This is a genomic window from Chitinophaga sp. (assembly GCF_035761305.1).
GTDB lineage: Bacteria > Bacteroidota > Bacteroidia > Chitinophagales > Chitinophagaceae > Chitinophaga.
The window spans coordinates 1-16088 of record NZ_DASTRI010000075.1; the positions used below are offsets into that span (position 1 = coordinate 1).

Annotated in this window: 13 protein-coding genes and 2 pseudogenes; 9 read left to right on the forward strand and 6 right to left on the reverse strand. The window is 46.7% G+C overall.

Annotated features, from left to right (window positions below):
* Positions 1-164: 164 nt before the first annotated feature.
* A pseudogene (locus VFS25_RS25325) lies at positions 165-341 on the forward strand (helix-turn-helix domain-containing protein); the annotation flags it as partial.
* A gap of 20 nt (positions 342-361) precedes the next feature.
* Positions 362-457: pseudogene (locus VFS25_RS25330) on the forward strand (AraC family transcriptional regulator); the annotation flags it as partial.
* Between the two features lie 13 nt (positions 458-470).
* Here VFS25_RS25330 and VFS25_RS06745 read toward each other — a convergent pair.
* The 3 genes from VFS25_RS06745 to VFS25_RS06755 all read right to left on the reverse strand — a co-directional run bounded on the left by VFS25_RS06745 (position 471) and on the right by VFS25_RS06755 (position 3486).
* The gene (locus VFS25_RS06745; protein WP_326461363.1) at positions 471-698 is read right to left on the reverse strand and encodes a helix-turn-helix transcriptional regulator; all 228 of its coding nucleotides are present in this window, start codon (positions 696-698) and stop codon (positions 471-473) included.
* A 3-nt stretch (positions 699-701) separates the two neighbouring features.
* Entirely contained in the window at positions 702-1181 is a 480-nt protein-coding gene (locus VFS25_RS06750) for a DUF2975 domain-containing protein (protein ID WP_326461364.1), read from the reverse strand.
* Positions 1182-2007: 826 nt separating this feature from the next.
* On the reverse strand, positions 2008-3486 hold the full coding sequence (locus VFS25_RS06755; RefSeq protein WP_326461365.1) for an MFS transporter: 1479 nt from the start codon (positions 3484-3486) through the stop codon (positions 2008-2010).
* Between the two features lie 286 nt (positions 3487-3772).
* Here VFS25_RS06755 and VFS25_RS06760 point away from each other — a divergent pair, with 286 nt between their 5' ends.
* The 3 genes from VFS25_RS06760 to VFS25_RS06770 all read left to right on the forward strand — a co-directional run bounded on the left by VFS25_RS06760 (position 3773) and on the right by VFS25_RS06770 (position 5708).
* Positions 3773-4801: a zinc-dependent alcohol dehydrogenase family protein gene (locus VFS25_RS06760; protein WP_326461366.1), complete on the forward strand. Its 1029-nt coding sequence runs from the start codon at positions 3773-3775 to the stop codon at positions 4799-4801.
* Between the two features lie 89 nt (positions 4802-4890).
* Positions 4891-5211 carry a hypothetical protein gene (locus VFS25_RS06765; protein ID WP_326461367.1) on the forward strand — a complete coding sequence of 107 codons (321 nt, stop codon included), beginning with the start codon at positions 4891-4893 and terminating at the stop codon, positions 5209-5211.
* A 143-nt stretch (positions 5212-5354) separates the two neighbouring features.
* Positions 5355-5708 (forward strand): L,D-transpeptidase family protein, encoded by a 354-nt coding sequence (locus tag VFS25_RS06770; protein ID WP_326461368.1) that lies wholly within the window; start codon positions 5355-5357, stop codon positions 5706-5708.
* Between the two features lie 332 nt (positions 5709-6040).
* Here the strand turns inward: VFS25_RS06770 and VFS25_RS06775 are convergent, their stop codons facing one another.
* On the reverse strand, positions 6041-6232 hold the full coding sequence (locus VFS25_RS06775) for a hypothetical protein (protein WP_326461369.1): 192 nt from the start codon (positions 6230-6232) through the stop codon (positions 6041-6043).
* A gap of 215 nt (positions 6233-6447) precedes the next feature.
* On the opposite strand from VFS25_RS06775, the gene VFS25_RS06780 reads away from it, so the two are divergent.
* From VFS25_RS06780 to VFS25_RS06795, 4 genes are all read left to right on the forward strand, one after another.
* Complete coding sequence (locus tag VFS25_RS06780; RefSeq protein WP_326461370.1) at positions 6448-7209, forward strand: SDR family oxidoreductase; 762 nt, start codon at positions 6448-6450, stop codon at positions 7207-7209.
* A 46-nt stretch (positions 7210-7255) separates the two neighbouring features.
* Complete coding sequence (locus tag VFS25_RS06785) at positions 7256-8392, forward strand: hypothetical protein (protein WP_326461371.1); 1137 nt, start codon at positions 7256-7258, stop codon at positions 8390-8392.
* Between the two features lie 265 nt (positions 8393-8657).
* A complete protein-coding gene (locus VFS25_RS06790; RefSeq protein WP_326461372.1) occupies positions 8658-11414 on the forward strand; it encodes a right-handed parallel beta-helix repeat-containing protein in 2757 nt (918 codons plus the stop codon).
* Positions 11415-11492: 78 nt separating this feature from the next.
* Complete coding sequence (locus VFS25_RS06795) at positions 11493-12371, forward strand: hypothetical protein (protein WP_326461373.1); 879 nt, start codon at positions 11493-11495, stop codon at positions 12369-12371.
* Positions 12372-12599: 228 nt separating this feature from the next.
* On the opposite strand, the gene mgtA is transcribed toward VFS25_RS06795, so the two are convergent.
* Positions 12600-15149, reverse strand: coding sequence for a magnesium-translocating P-type ATPase (gene mgtA, locus VFS25_RS06800; RefSeq protein WP_326461374.1), 2550 nt, complete (start codon positions 15147-15149; stop codon positions 12600-12602).
* A 185-nt stretch (positions 15150-15334) separates the two neighbouring features.
* A partial coding sequence (locus VFS25_RS06805; protein WP_326461375.1) for a Crp/Fnr family transcriptional regulator occupies positions 15335-16088 on the reverse strand: 754 nt, incomplete at its 5' end.

The following is a 16088-nucleotide window of genomic DNA, read 5'->3' on the forward strand; positions in this document are numbered from 1 at the left end:
ATTGTAAGAACTTTATGGACCCTTCCGCATCCAGCGGAATGCGCTACCGGGCTGCGCTACGTCCCGAACCGGTATGCCAGTATTTTTACTGACGGGATGCAAAAGTAAGCATATTTTTCATTTATAAAAATTTCTATCCTGTTTTTTTAACAGCTCGCTAAAAATTGCTGTGCTCGCAGAATCTATCGGTAAGCTACCTGGCGAAAAGAGCGAACCTTCATACCGACTATTTTTCACGCCTTTTTTGTCAGCACACCGGGGAAAGGCCTGTAAGGTATATCCATGAAAAAAGGATCGAGCGGGCTCAATACCTGATGGTAACCACCCAGATGACCTATGCTGAAATTCAACACAGACCGGTTTTGAAAATGTGTTTTACTTTTCTAAAATATTTAAAAAGATCACCGGTATGTCCCCGGGGAATTATAAAAAACAAATGGACCTGGTGAAGTTTTAGTTTCGTCAGTTTATTAGCCCTTCATTGTTCCTTTTTCGTCATTTACATATTCCAAAATGTCGCCCGGTTGGCAGTCTAGCGCCTTACATATTGCGTCTAATGTGCTAAAACGAATTGCTTTTGCCTTCCCGGTCTTTAAAATAGAAAGGTTTGATAATGTCAAATCAACTCTTTCAGAAAGCTCATTTAGAGAAATTTTTCGCTTTGCCATCATCACGTCTAAGTTTACAATAATTGGCATAGCTTAAATTGTTAAGTCATTTTCAGATTTCATATCTATGGCATTTTGCAATATTTTTTCAAATATTGCCGCAGCAGTTGCAACCACAACAGAAACAAAAGTAGTCACGATACATATGGCAAGAAAGCCTGCAGGGTCGTCCTCTTTATTATGGAATATCCTTATGTATAGTCCTGCTACCACAATTAAAACACTTAGTACGATCGCACAATACTTTATGCTCTTTAAAGCCTTAACAGCGTTTGATGAGAATACTTTATTTTGTCCGATATATCCCAATAATTTGAACGCCTTGTATAGCGCAACAAAAAAAGCTATTGATGCGGCGTATCCATACAGGATGAACGGGTCAAAGTAAATACTAAACAAGTCTAAGTTTGCAGCTCTTCCTTCGGTTAAGGGAAACCGAATTAAAATGGCAAGTGCTACAATGCCGATAAGCACGACGACTGCCTGAAGAAATGTTATTGAAATTCTTTTCATAATGATTTTATGAATTTAGATTCTACCACTAAAGTAATAAATAATTATTGATAAACAATAAATATTTATCGTTTTTATAGAAATACTAGAAAAAACAAATGGATAGATTATTGTTCTATCGCCAGTGTCCTCAGGGCGCTGAGCCATATAAAGCGCCTGAACAGGCATGGCACACTTACCGTAGTCTTTCTCTTTTAACGTTTTTACCGGTTTTTTTCCCGGAGCTGAGATCTCATCTGCAAAACTCTTTCCCGAAAACAGAAGCTCAACGCTATATGGTACACAGATACGGAATTCCCGGAAATACCTGTCCTATAAAGACGTAAAGCCTTTATGAAGGACCTGCAAGGAGTCTAAGGCTACCACCTATGAGCAGGCAAAACCCAGCGTGGACCAGCCGGCCCCCAATTGGGGCCAGCGATCCTATTGTCATTAAATCCGGCGTAGAAACTGCCCAACATAGCAATTACTTCAGTACAATAAGGGCATTCACCGTATCATGTATACACCCATCATCGAGGGCCACCATCGCAGCTGAGGGTTGTTACAAAATCAAAAGGCGCCTTCCAATCTGAAGACGCCCTGATGAAGCTTTTATTCCTGATCCAGGAGAATATCTGTGCCAAGTGAATAAACCTGTACACAACTGAAACCAAACACTGGCTCAATTATCTATTATCTTAAATGACAGTTGAAATTTAACCTGTAACAATTCTGACGCACTTTATGTAATACCGCCTCTTACTCTTCTCATCGCATTTCTAAAAGCTTTGATTTTAGCATTTAAAGATGCAGCAGCGGCATTAACGGTATATACTCCCCATCCCTACCCCCGCTCCCCGCCCGGTACTCTCCGCCGGATCACCTGCCGCAGGTGTTCTCCCCAGTTTATCAGGTTACCGATCAGGAAGTAATCCTTAAGATTACTTTTTATACTGCTGCGCATAATACGCACCACCACATTCTTGTCTACTTCGCCCTTTTCCCGCACCAGGTTTAACAGCTCCAGTGCCAGGATGGCAAGCAACGCGCCTATCAGGAACAAAAAGTTCCAGTCGTGCAGCGCTACCAGGTGCAGGGTTTTTTGTTTGTGCGGACCAACCCAGGTTGCATCTACAACCAGGTGGCGTTTGGTGAAAAAGTCGGCCAGGGAGCCGCCGATAAGCGGTGCAATGGAAGAGAAGAAGGCCGTAATAATATTCTTGGTGGAAAGGTATACAACCGCGTCTTCACTGGGGGCCAGCTTTAAGCCAATGTTGGTCAGCGATAGGTTAACCCCTGCGGTGGAGATGCCGGTAAATATGTGAATAATGGCCAGCAATATCAGGTTCGCATACTGCCGGGTATAAATACCCACAAAACACCACGCAAAAATGGTCAGAATATACAGCGGCGCGCTAATGAAAATAATTGTTTTATTACTGTAACGGTCGGCAAACAGGCCCCAAACCCGTATCGTTAATATACTGCTTAGCTGGCTCAGGATTGATAGTGCAATAATATAGGAAAGCGAAAGGCCAAGCCCCTTTAGCATAAACACGGTAAAAAACGGCGTTGCAATGTTCAGCGCAAATACCCAGGCCGAATTAAATATCAGCAGGCTGCGGAAATTGCTGTCCTGCAACGGGCGCTTTAATAGCCGGAAAATGTTTTCCCTGGCCAGGAAAGACTGGCGTTCGGGCGCCATGCTTAATATAAAAGCACCGATAATGCCGATAGTGCCGCCTGCTATGAACAGGATGGCATAGGTAAATAACTCATAAGCCGGGTAATGCTTTTTTATGTAATCCACCGCCAGCGCCACGCTAAAGCTAAGCACCACATTTAATGTTTGGGTATAGCTGCTCCTGCGGGAAAAATAGGCGCCCATGGAGGCTTCCGGCACCAGGTCTTTTATCCATGAATTCCAGCTGGGACCGGCAACAGAACCAAAGAAATAATAAAATACAAGGAAAAAAATAATCACGTTGATCGACATGTCCGTGGCAAATACCAGCACCAGGGTGCCCACTATCAGCAGCGGAAAGCGGGCTAATACAGAGCACAGCACTGCTATAGCACGGCGGTTATTATAGCGCCGCACCAGCCATATGGATAATAGCTGGAAAAGATTGGTAAATGTAGGTATGCCAGCCAGCAACCCGATCTGGAAGTTAGTGGCGCCTAACAGCAACGCCATAGCTACCAGGAAGGCTCCGCCTGTAAAGGTGGTCATAGCTTCTGCTGCCAGGCCATCGCCAATTACCAGCTGTAAGCCCCTTTGTACTTCCTGATCAGTAAGTGTTTCTTTCGGCCGTAAATACATACAGTAATAATGTGTCAGTGCCAGCACAATGATTATACCAGCATGCAGCTATGTACTAATGCAGGGGCCGCACACGCTGGCATTTGCCCCGCTATACCAAAGTTGTATTGCTTACTCATTAAAACAATCAGCAACATATTAAGCGCTAAAAGCAGGATAGAATAACTACGTTTATACGTGACCATATTTCCGCATACCGCCGCCTGAATTTAACCCGCCTGTTGCATTAAACCGGCAATATCCTATTGTCGTAACTTTAGGATTGCTTGTACATATTATTGTGCTTATGCAGCAAAACACTTTCTCTTCCCCGCCTTCCACTATGCTGGCAATGGTTCTTGATCAGCCCGGGCAGCCGTTGACACTTAAAGCCCTTCCCATGCCGGTCCCCACCGGGGACCAGGTGCTGGTAAAAGTGCTTGCCTGCGGCGTTTGCAGAACAGACCTGCATATTCTGGACGGGGAACTAACGCAGCCCAAACTGCCGCTAATACCAGGGCATGAAATCGTAGGGGTAGTAGCCCAAACAGGCAGTGGAGTAACGCGCCTGAAACCTGGTGATGCCGTTGGAATACCCTGGCTGGGATATACCTGCGGTCAATGCAAGTATTGCCGTAATGGCCGGGAAAACCTTTGTGAACGCGCAGTTTTTACAGGATATACAATGGACGGCGGTTATGCTACCTATACGGTAGCCTGGGAACAATTCTGCTTTTTGCTTCCTGCGTTGTATGCCAGCCCCGCCGGCGCGCCGCTGTTATGTGCCGGCCTGATAGGCTTCCGCTCTTACCGCATGGTTATGGAAAAAGCCCAAACCATCGGCATTTACGGGTTTGGGGCAGCTGCCCACATTATTATACAGGTGGCTGTTTACCAGGGAAAAACGGTCTATGCATTTACACGCCCGGGCGATACCGCTACCCAGGCCTTTGCCATGAGGCTGGGTGCTGTTTGGGCGGGAGATTCGCTGCAAACGCCTCCCCAGGCGCTGGACGCCGCCATTATATTTGCGCCTGACGGGGCTTTGATACCTAAGGCCCTCACAAACACTGATAAAGGTGGCCAGGTGATCTGCGGCGGCATCCATATGAGCAACATTCCCTCTTTCCCCTACCGCTTGCTATGGGAGGAGCGAACCATCCATTCCGTAGCCAATCTCACGCGGGAAGACGGCAACCTTTTCCTGCAACTGGCGCCACAGGTACCTGTCAAAACTACAACTCAGCTTTTTGAGCTGCACCAGGCCAATGAAGCATTATCGCAGCTGCGCAGCGGCAAAATAAAGGGTGCTGCGGTACTGGTAATGCCCTTGTAGCTACTGGTAATAGCCTCCCTCCCATTTACTGCAGTCTTTCATTTCCTATCTGCTGTATTCAGGATAACCATCAACACCTTCAACAGCGGTTGGCATATATAGCACAAACACCTTTCCTGGGCCTGGATCAGCAGGACTATCAACCCGCTATCACGCTGGCCTTGACGGAGCTGAATATGGAAAAAGACACGTTTACTGCAGATATGCGCATCACGATGGTAGCCATCCGCTTCTTTAGCGACGTGGCTTACGGCCGAATGGTTGTGCCGCCCGTACAGTTCAACGGACCATCTTATCAACCCAAATACTACGGCGATATAGGTCTGAAGCCGGCTCATTACCTTAGTAACGGCGCCTTAACAGTTGCCTGGCTGAATTTGAACCGGTTATACCAGCGTATACAGCCATAAAGAATAAGATTGCCTTATTATACAATGCCATAGCAGACAGTGGATATGCAGCTGTACAGGTAACAGGTAACGCGGCAGATACCTCCAATCACCCACTGGTGGCACGCTTGCTTCAGTTGGACCAAGCCGGCAGTACCATGGTTATGACAAACCAGGTACTGGTAAGAAAATTAAGAGCATCACAACAGATGTTTAACCTGCCATCCGACGGAACGCTGCGACCTGCTGTACTAAAAGCGCTGAATGTACCGGTTGCTGTTCGGCTCAAAGAGCTGAACAGGGCTATCAACGAATTCAGGTGGCTATATTGCTGCCAGCGCCAGGCGCCTGTAATAGTAGTAGACATACCCTCCTGTAATCTCTTGCTCTATGAGCAAGGCAAACAGGTGCTTGCATCAAGGGTAGTCACCGGAAAAAAGCCTACACCTACCCCTACCCTTTGCAGCCGGGTAACAGCAGTGATCCTGTACCCTTACTGGACCGTGCCCAACGTATAGCAGAGCGTGAGCTGTTGCCCCATCTACAGCTATACATCAGCTACCTGGAGCAAAACCAGTTCCAGGTACTAGACCTTAAAGGCCGGATAGTTGATCCAACTAAGATCGGCTGGAAGTCGTTCAGGCCAGGCAATTTCCCCTGTACCTTACGCCAGGCTACAGGTTGCGATAATTCACTTGGCATTATTAAACTCGAATTTCATAGCCCTTTTAGTGTGTACCTGCACGATACCCCCTTGGAAAAGCCTTTTCATGCTCAATCAACGCTTCTTTAGCCATGGATGTATAAGAGTGGAGGAAGCTGTGCCCTTTGCGCAACGTTTTCTTATACCTTAAAACAGGTACTGGTACTGTATAAACACTTCGTATAGTTGCGTCAGCAGGTACATCCACAGCCTTATCAATAACGGGAATGCTGTTATAAGTGTCACCAAAGCTGCTATCCATTCTATAAAGCGCGTTACTACCGCAATCTGGATGTGCATGTGATAATAATGATGCGGAAAAGAAAGCTTGTTTGCCATTACGGTGCTATTTAACTGTAAAAAAAAGTTGTAAATACATATGCCTGTCGCAAAGTAATGGTAGTCCGTGCCGCATCAAATGACCCTTATCAACCCTGGTATTGATGCCGGTCATTTGCTGCAAACTCGCTCTGGAATAAATTTGATCTCATCAGATATTGCTGCTATAACCGCTCCCTGGCAGCATTGTTACTTTAACCTACAAAGAAAATAACATGGAAAAGATTTTTGACGGAAAGGTGGCCCTTATAACCGGCGGCAGCTTCGGTATAGGCCGCGCTGCCGCTGTTGCCTTTGCAAAAAAAGGCGCCAGCGTGGTGGTAGCAGACTTAATCGAGGATGGAGAACAAGCAACGCTGAAAGAGATAACGGCTGCAGGGGGTAATGCCATCTTCGTACAATGCGACGTTTCCAAAGCCGCTGATGTTACGGCCATGATAGACAGAACATTCAATACTTATGGCAGGCTGGACTTTGCTTTCAATAATGCGGGCATAGAAGGTATTTCAGCTGCTACCCAGGAATGCACCCGGGAGAACTGGGAAAAAGTTCTTGCCGTAAACCTCACGGGAGTATGGCTTTGTATGAAACATGAACTGCCTCACATGCTGAGGCAGGGAAAAGGCGCAATTGTTAACTGTGCATCAGTAGCCGGCCTTATCGGCTTCCCCAACCTGCCGGCTTATGTGGCCAGTAAACATGCAGTGATAGGGCTTACAAAAACTGCTGCCCTGGAGAATGCCCAATCCGGCATACGAATAAACACCGTATGCCCGGGAGTTATAAGAACTGCTATGATAGACAGGATTACCGGGAAAGACAAGGCGGTGGAACAACGTTTCACGGATATGGAACCAATGGGGCGGTTTGGAGAACCGGAAGAGGTAGCGGAAGCAGTTGTTTGGCTATGCTCCGATGCGGCCTCATTTATAACAGGCCATGCCTTAACAGTAGATGGAGGATGGCTGGCATCCTGACCGTTTATTGAGCACGGTTAAAACCGTTAATTTAAACTGATGTATCATGTCAATAAACCTTATGTTTCCAAATGAATCAGGCGTTATGCAGCAAAAAGCCGCACAACCGCCTTATGTAACTATCATAGTAGCGCTGTATAAAAAGGAACAACCGGACAAAAAGACCGCGCTGCTGCTCGCAGGAAAAGCCATTGGAAAAGCAGGTGACTTTCTCCATAATATGCATCCACAACAGGCAGCTTCTTTACTGGCTTCCCTGCAGGCCCTGCTGGACAGCTTTACCCGGGATTACGACCCTACAGTGGAAGGGATTGGATTGTATGTATCTCCCGGTTACAGCAAGCTGGTAAAATTTCCTTTTCCCGTGCAGGAAAAGGTGCACATCGGGGATGCCTTTGCCATCCGCGAGCTGCTGTACCTGGAACATTATGCTATTGGCTACTTCGTACTGCAGGTGAATGAAAAAACAGTACAGTGTTACAAAGGCCGGCTGAATACCCTGCAGGAAATAAAAGACGGCATATTTCCACGGCATTTCTATGATAATTACGAGTACAGCAGGCCGGCAAAGGTTAGTTCCTATGGCGGACAGGCAGGTGTAAAAGGCTTTGAAAGGGATAAATCCATAACAATGGCAAACCGCCTGAAGAGTTTCTACCGGGAAACAGACCGGCTGCTCACCAATTACCTGGGAGAGCTGCCACTGGTAATAGCAGGCCCCAAAAAAGACATCTCTCTGCTGCAGGAAGTAAGCCGCCATCAAAAGAATATTATAGCTACTGTTAGCGGCAATTACGCCAACGGTACAATAAAAGCGCTTGAAGAGCGGGCGTGGCCCGCAGTAAAATCATGGATAAACGAAAAAGACCATTCTGTTATGTTGCAGTTGATACGGGAAGAGCGGCAGCAACATGCTGTAAATGGGATCAGGAACGTGTGGGCAGCTCTAAAGGATGGCCGGGGCCGGCAGGTGATAGTTGAAAAAGATTATACCTGCCCCGCTTTTCTTAACAATAAAACCGGTAAACTTTACCTTAAAGCCCCCAGGACAGCGCACCAAATAATAATGGATGCCGTTGACGAGGTGTTAAGACTAGCGGTAGAAAAAGGGAGTGACGTGCTGTTTGTTAAAAACGGTGTATTGCAGGATCATGAGCATATTGCTCTCATCACAAGATATTGACGCTTTCTAGCTTCTGGGGGCGCTTTGCGTAAAGCGCGTTATTTTGTTTATATTCTGTATTTTCTTTACCTTCAAATTCACATGCAGGAAGCTTTCCTCTTAACCGGTACGCCAGCTCCTTTACCTATTTTCAGGAACTATTTACTTTCCCATTTATCTGTTTCTATTCAGAGGCAGTCAGCCAGGCATTGCTAGATCCCCAGGCCATACACCAATAAATGATCGGAGTCCGGCATCCTCATTTAACCACCCCAAAACATACCACATGACACCAATGGTACACTCCACCAATTTTATGCAGCAGGCAGCGCTGTTACGCAGTAAGTTCCGCTACATTTTATGGGCCTTGTCCTTTATCCTCACTGTTACAAATGCCCGTGCGCAGATATTTCTGTTTAGAACGTATGTAGTAAATACACCCGGAGATGCCGGTGATCCCAATGCCGGTAAAATCGGCAATGACGGCAGGTGCGACGTTAACCTTCGTGTACCGGGTGATCAGTGTACTTTCCGGGCAGCCCTTGAGAACGTCAATCTTAACGGCTATGTAACCCATGTAACGATCAAATTTGCCATCCCCGATGTTGGCGGTACAGGCAATATAGTTATCCCGGTAGGCAGTACGGGATTGGGGCCGTTACCTCCCATCCTCTATCCTGTGAGTATTGATGGTCTTAATGACCTCGGACCAGGCAACCGCCGCCTGATAGAGCTGGATGGGAGTAAAGCCGGCGCCGGCGCCGTAGGGTTCGATATAAGAACTGAGTCTGACATCCAAAATTTTGTTATTACCCGTTTCTCCTCGCATGGCGTTATGCCTGCCAGTGACGTTGATATCTTTGTTGGGAATAGCTACATTGGTACAGATCAGCAAGGAACCTCCGGCAAGGGGAACGGAGGAGATGGCCTATTTACATACAAAGGGGCTGCTTCTATTGCGAATTGTGTAATCGCTGGTAACAGGGGATATGCTGTCAACGTGGTGGGCGATACGGTTCCAAACACCGGTTTTTACCCCGGCGCCTTTTTAAGTAATAATTTAATTGGGTTGGCGAGCATAGGCGGAAAATTTTTGCCTAACCAGGCAGGTACGGTAATGATTCAAAACGGAGGAGGTGTCCTAAGGAACAATACAATTGTGGGCATTAAGAATGCAGTAGTAGTCATAGGCGCCCTATCCGAAATAAGCGCAACAGATAACATTATTGGCCTGGAAAATGTGGGGCCGGGGTTTAATTACGGGCTTCTTATCCAGAATGGAAAAATCGGCGATATTGAAGGAAATGCACTTGCAAATATTGGATCTGTGGGGATAGATATGGTTATTAGATCGCGGGGCACTTATAACGTTAACAGAAATAAAGTAACCGGCAAAATGAAGACCGGCATCAGGTTCAGGTTTCCGGCAGGACTCCCAACAGTACAGGTAAACTTCAGAAATAACCGGTGCACAGGCAATGATATAGGACTGCAGATTATTGAATCACGGAACAGCATAATTTCCTGGAATATTGCAAGCGACACTGCCATGAACTGCCAAACCGGTGCCGACATCATGTTTGGCTCGAGGGGCGACAAACGCCTGGACAGTAATTACTGGGCGGGAAATGCCGGCATAGGATTTAAATACCGTTCGGATTTTGCAGCCCCTGTTACTATTAATGGCGATGCCTATGTGAACAATGGCGCCGAAGGCTTTTCAGGCGAGCTGGGGGCCCGCGCCCGGCAGATGCTGACATTCGATGTCCTGAAGATAATTGCCCGGGAAAATGGTAAAGATGGTTTTAATCTAAAACTGAGCGCTCCCAGTGACGCAAGGGCGATCGTTTACTTTGGTAATGGCAGCGACCTTTCAATGAATCAAGGCGCGGGCCTCCGCCTGCTAGGCGAAAAGCGCAGCCTCCAGGTATTTAAGGTTGCAATAGAGAACCTGAATATTTATGGCAACAGAGACACCGGCGCCGCCGTTTATCTAAAGAATGTGCAGGTAGGTTACCGGGATTCACAGACCCATGCACATGGCTTTTTTCATAATACCCTTATCAGGAATATTGGCACCGCCCTTGTGCTCGACAGCAGCTCGGCCGCAGAAATTGACAGTAACCGGATTATTGGCAATACAGGGGCTATCCTGCTTAAAGACAGCTCCAGGGCTTCCATTACCCATAATGCCATTAATGGCAACAAGAAGGGCGTATTACTGGGTACCAAAATGTCCGGTACATTAATAAGCGGGAATGCAATTTTCGTTAACCAGGGGCCGGGCATTGACCTGGGCAATAACGGCATAACCCGTAATGATACGGGCGATGCAGATGAAGGGGCTAACCACCTACAGAATTTCCCTGTGCTCACGGCAATAAGCAGAGATGGGGGAAACACCATCATACGGGGCACACTTAACAGCACCGCTAACACGCCTTTTATCCTCGAATTCTTTTCTAATACCGAATGCGATCCAACCGGTTTTGGCGAAGGACAGACTTTCCTGGGCCGCTACGCGGTAGCTACGAATGCTGCCGGCAATGCCACATTTTCTGCTACATTACCCGGGGTAGTCATTCCCTATGGCAAGGTGGTTACCGCAACAGCCACCGATACAGCTAATAATACAAGCGAATTCAGCGCCTGCCTGCCTAACGATAGCGCGCAGCAGGCAAACCTTGTATTCAATGCTGCGTCAAACGGCACCCGGCTAAGCACGGTCACAGCCCCTTCTGCCAAAGGCGCCACAGCAATGTCGGCAGAAGAAATTGCGGCAATCAGGCTGCTCGGCAACTTCCCTAATCCATTCAGCGATGCCACTAATATAATGTTCGAGTTGCCCGGGCAATATAAAGTCGGGGTAACGGTATTGGATCAACAGGGAAGAACAGTGGCCTTGCTGCAGAACGCTGTGCTGCCTGCAGGCAGGTATACCATTAACTGGCAGGCGCCCCATCTTCCCGCCGGCATGTATATACTCCGGCTTGATGTGAATAACATTCACAAGACATTCAAAATGATACATACATCAAAATGATAACATCGTCCGGCCGCAAAAAGGGCAGCGCAATACTGCCCTTTTGCCGGTAATTGCTCACCTGTTTAAACTTTTTTTATGAAGCATCCACTATTTAGGCTCAACATCCTTCTCACCGGCAGTACGCTTATGCTGTTGCTTACTACCTGCAGAAAAACTGATCACTGGCCACATTATCACTGCGCAGACACCACCTGTAGCGCGCAGCTCATGCAGGTGGTAGGCAGGGATCTTCATTTCGCAGACACCATCTACCCCAAACATTATAAGTTCTACAAAACGTATGGAGCCGATGGCCGTGTTAATTATATAGACGCCTATATTGGCCGCAACTATGAAACCAAGCGCCATTGGGAGGGTACGGTACACTATACAGCCAACAGCGTATGCCTGCTTAATAAAAAAAATGATACGCTGATGGTAGCCAACCTGAATGAAAAAGGACAACCAACAATGGTATGGCTGCTTGAAGGAGGATGGAGCACAACAAGGCCCCCTTACTACACTGAGTATAACTATTATGAAAATGGCTGGTTTGCCGGGAACAGTTCCATAATTTATGGATATGACCAGTATGGCAACGTCACGAGTATTAGGACAAACATACCCGATGATCCTGAACCTCAGAGTATAGACTATACCTATGACTACAGCAAGCCCATAAAAGGCGGTTTTTATGAGCAGGGCGTTCCGGCGGGCATGGGCGAAGACCTGCTGGGGTTCCTTGACCTTATAAACACACAACCGCATCATTTGCTCAAAAGGACCTCATCAGATTTTTATGGCGCCAGTGGTTCGTGGAAATATGAAAACCAGGTAATAAACCAGGATAGCTATCTCGTGTACTATGAAGCCGACATTTATGGCCTTAAACAGTTTGGCGTTAAGGTAAATATCGACTGGAATTGCTGCAGGGGCCGCATTACAGATACCGGGCATGGACATATTAAGAATTAAAGCAACAGCAGGCCAGATGACCTTCATCCTGCTAATCAATAAAGTTTAATACCAGATTTAGCAGACCGGCGGCAAACCAGTTTGATCAATGTCAGTTGAAAGTAACAATAGCAAACCTCCTTTCCCACATGAAAAAATGGGCACTGCATATTTGGGATGGGAGCAAAAACCATTGCAGTGGCTTTTTTCTTTGCCTCCCTGGGAGCTACGGTGGGACCCGCCGTAATTTTACCCTGCCTGTTGGCTTTGTCTTATACCGACGATGGCTCGTGCAAAAAACCATTGTTTGAGCCATTCCGCGGTTATAATATAAGCCACCAGGAGAAATGCAATAGCTATCACCTGCCTGGCATGTGCTACGGAGAATCCCAGGACGCCTGCAAAGGGCGACAACGGCAGGAATATTGCAGCTAAAAAAGCGATACCGCTTGTTATGACCAGTAGCTTTCCCGGCCTGCTTTTTATAAAGAATTTACGCGTGCGAACAACAAAAACTATCAGGATCTCCGTAATAACAGATTCCAGGAACCATCCTGTCTGAAAGGGGGATTCGGATAGCCGGTAATGGAAATAGAGTACATAAAAGGTAGCGAGATCAAAGAGAGAGCTATGCAACCCATAGGTGATCATAAAATTTCTGATCAGTTTAAGGTTCCATTGCCCCGGCATGGTCAGCTGATCATCATCTACACGGTCGGAAGCAATGGTGAGGAATGGAAAGTCAGTAATGAGGTTAGTTAGCAATATCTGCTTGGGCAACATGGGCAAAAATGGCAGAAAGAGCGAAGCACAGGCCACACTGAGCATATTTCCGAAAGTAGCCCCTGTAGTGATAAAGATATATTTCATAGAGTTGGCAAATGATTTCCTGCCCTCGTACACACCGTCTGCCAGCACAGCCAGATCTTTTTCCAGGAATACAAAATCAGCAGCTTCTTTTGCCACATCAACCGCGTTGCTGGTGGATATTCCAATATCAGCGGCGTTAATGGCTGCCACATCGTTAATACCATCCCCAAGGTATGCTACTGTGAAATGCGACTTTTGTAACGATTTAATAATGCGTTCTTTCTGGTGAGGCTCAATTTCGGAAAAAACATCGGCCTGCTTTGCCCTGATCACTAAAGCTTCGGGGGATAATTTATTCATTTCTTCTCCCGTGAGGATCACAGGGCTTTTCATTCCAATTCCCTGCGCAGCATGAAGTGCTGCATAACGGTTATCACCCGTAATGATCTTTACATTGATATGCAGCTTCTCCAGCTTGTCAATAGAGGCCGCCACGCTTTCCTTCAATGGATCTTCGAGCAGGATATAACCGATAAAAGTCATTTGCTGCTCATCATGCCGGCTTATTTTCTCATTTTCCAGCAGTTTAATGGCCAGTCCCAATACCCTGTAACCGCTTTGGCTGTAGGCAATGAACCGCTCGTTTATTTCCCTGGCGGTTTCGTTGCTGACAGGCACAATGTCCCCATTTTTCAGCTGAACGTAGCTGCAAACTTCCAATACATTCCTAAATGCTCCCTTGGTAATGAAAATACGTTGCCGTTCATTGCGGACGGCAACGCTCAGCCGTTTACGAATGAAATCGTAAGGTACTTCGTTAATCTTTTCATAACCGTTTAAAGCGATATTAAGGGCGCCTATTGCCTTGTCAACCGGGTTGGGAAACCCATCCTGAAAAAAGGCATTTAACCAGGCGTACCGGCGCACGCTGCTGCTGCTGATACCATAAACATCTACGATGTCCTTCACCGTAACATTTCCCTCTGTAATGGTACCCGTTTTGTCAGTGCACAAAACGTTCATCTCCCCGAAATTAAAAATGGAAGAGAGCTTTTTTACAATTACTTTTTTCTTCATCATACGGCGCGCCCCTGCAGACATAGCAAACGTCATAATAGCCGGCAGCAGCTCGGGTGCCATGCCTATCGCAAGCGCAAGAGAGAACAACACCGCATCAAACAGGGGTTTCCTGAAATACAGATTTGCCAACAGGATTACCAGGGCAAGGATAATAGTGATTCTCAGCAGAAAGAACCCAAATTGCCTGATACCTTTCTCAAAGGCGGTTTCCGGTGTTTGAGTGAGGCTGTGCGCCATCTGGCCAAACAGCGTTTTACTACCGGTTTGCACCACCAGGGCCTTGGCCGTTCCACTTATAACGTTGGTTCCCTGCCATAAGCAATTGTATTTTTGGGCCAATGGAAGCACATCCGTAACTTCGCCGGCCCGCTTTTCAACCGGGTACGACTCCCCGGTTAATGTGCTCTCGTTAACATGCAGTTCATTGCTCTCAACTATCCGGCAATCCGCCGGAATAATATCCCCGGCAATCAATGTCAATACATCGCCAATAACAATCCCGGAAGTTTCCACCGCCACTATTTTGCTGTTGCGCAGCACTGTATGCTTCGTCTCGATCATCTTCTTCAATTGATCAAAAGCACGCCCGGCATTTACCTCCTGCCAGAAACCGAGCAAGCCGGTGATAAACAGTATAAATAAAATGATATATGCATCTGAAGATTCTCTCAGGAAAGCAGATAGTACAACGGCCACAACGAGGAGCAACACCAGGGGATTAAAAAACTGGCGCAAAAGCAGCTTTAGCTCCTTTTTGAACCGGCTTTCGGTCCTGGATATTTTATGCTGCTGCCTTAATCTTTCGGCTGCTTCCTCCGCGGTTAATCCTTTTTCCGAACACTTAAGCCGGACATACAATTGTGCAACGGGCGCTGCGGAAAAATACCCGCCTTCTGCTTCTGTTAACATAAGCCAGACAGAAATTGATTTATTATTAAACTTCCTTCATCTAAATTATTTTCTGCCGGGCATATAAAATATGAGCCAAGTCACCAGTTGCAGTGACGGCCGTCAATCCTGGGATAAAACAAAAAACTTGCATGGGAAATTCGGGGTGAGCTGTTGTTTTACAACAGTGCATATAATAAACGGCTTCAATAAAGCATACTTGAGAGTTTCTTTTCATCGAGGATAACAACCGCCCCGCTTTTTACATCTATTAATCCTTCCTCCCGGAATTGCGCCAATGTGCGTACAACCGACTCCGTTGCCGTGCCGGCAATAGCAGCCAGGTTATCCCGGCTGATATCAATGGTAAAAGTTGATGTACCATGCGGATTGTATTTCTGCTGCAGGCTAACCAGGGCTTCCGCTACTTTTTTACGGAGAGAGTTATAAGCGAGCCCGATCAATTGTTGTTCTTTAATCGTCACATTCCTGGCCAGCAAACGCGCAAGCTGTACTGCCACTTCATTATTGCTGTATAACAGCTCCTCAAAATCCTCCCTCGGCACCACAGCTACCTTGCACTCTTCCATCGCTTCCGCTGTATCTTTGTAAGTCGTGTTCTCCAACAGTGCGGTATAGCCCAAAAAATCACCTTCGTTATATAGCTGGGTTATCAGTTCCTTACCATCTTCATTACGTCTGAAAGCCTTTACCTTTCCCTTCTGTAAATAAAACAACCAGGACGGATGGTTGCCTTCTGAATAAATATATTGCCTCTTCTTATACATATTCATATCCCTTCCTTCTGAAAGCAGCAGCAGCTCCTTACCGGTTACCTGTTGCATTAGCTTGCCCAGGCCATTCAGGTCAGCGGAGAATACCTGGTTTTTCATTTCAGCCTTCTTTAACCGCCTCTCTATAGCCTGCAATATGTCTGTAGCACTAAACGGTTTGGTAATA

What these genes read in the sequence shown, in the direction of transcription:
- VFS25_RS06790 (WP_326461372.1), top strand. Translation starts at nt 8,658, where the DNA reads ATGACACCAATGGTACACTCCACCAATTTTATGCAGCAGGCAGCGCTG.
- VFS25_RS06755 (WP_326461365.1), bottom strand. Translation starts at nt 3,486, where the DNA reads ATGTATTTACGGCCGAAAGAAACACTTACTGATCAGGAAGTACAAAGG.
- VFS25_RS06780 (WP_326461370.1), top strand. Translation starts at nt 6,448, where the DNA reads ATGGAAAAGATTTTTGACGGAAAGGTGGCCCTTATAACCGGCGGCAGC.
- VFS25_RS06745 (WP_326461363.1), bottom strand. Translation starts at nt 698, where the DNA reads ATGCCAATTATTGTAAACTTAGACGTGATGATGGCAAAGCGAAAAATT.
- VFS25_RS06775 (WP_326461369.1), bottom strand. Translation starts at nt 6,232, where the DNA reads ATGGCAAACAAGCTTTCTTTTCCGCATCATTATTATCACATGCACATC.
- VFS25_RS06770 (WP_326461368.1), top strand. Translation starts at nt 5,355, where the DNA reads ATGACAAACCAGGTACTGGTAAGAAAATTAAGAGCATCACAACAGATG.
- mgtA (WP_326461374.1), bottom strand. Translation starts at nt 15,149, where the DNA reads ATGTTAACAGAAGCAGAAGGCGGGTATTTTTCCGCAGCGCCCGTTGCA.
- VFS25_RS06795 (WP_326461373.1), top strand. Translation starts at nt 11,493, where the DNA reads ATGAAGCATCCACTATTTAGGCTCAACATCCTTCTCACCGGCAGTACG.
- VFS25_RS06785 (WP_326461371.1), top strand. Translation starts at nt 7,256, where the DNA reads ATGTCAATAAACCTTATGTTTCCAAATGAATCAGGCGTTATGCAGCAA.
- VFS25_RS06760 (WP_326461366.1), top strand. Translation starts at nt 3,773, where the DNA reads ATGCAGCAAAACACTTTCTCTTCCCCGCCTTCCACTATGCTGGCAATG.
- VFS25_RS06750 (WP_326461364.1), bottom strand. Translation starts at nt 1,181, where the DNA reads ATGAAAAGAATTTCAATAACATTTCTTCAGGCAGTCGTCGTGCTTATC.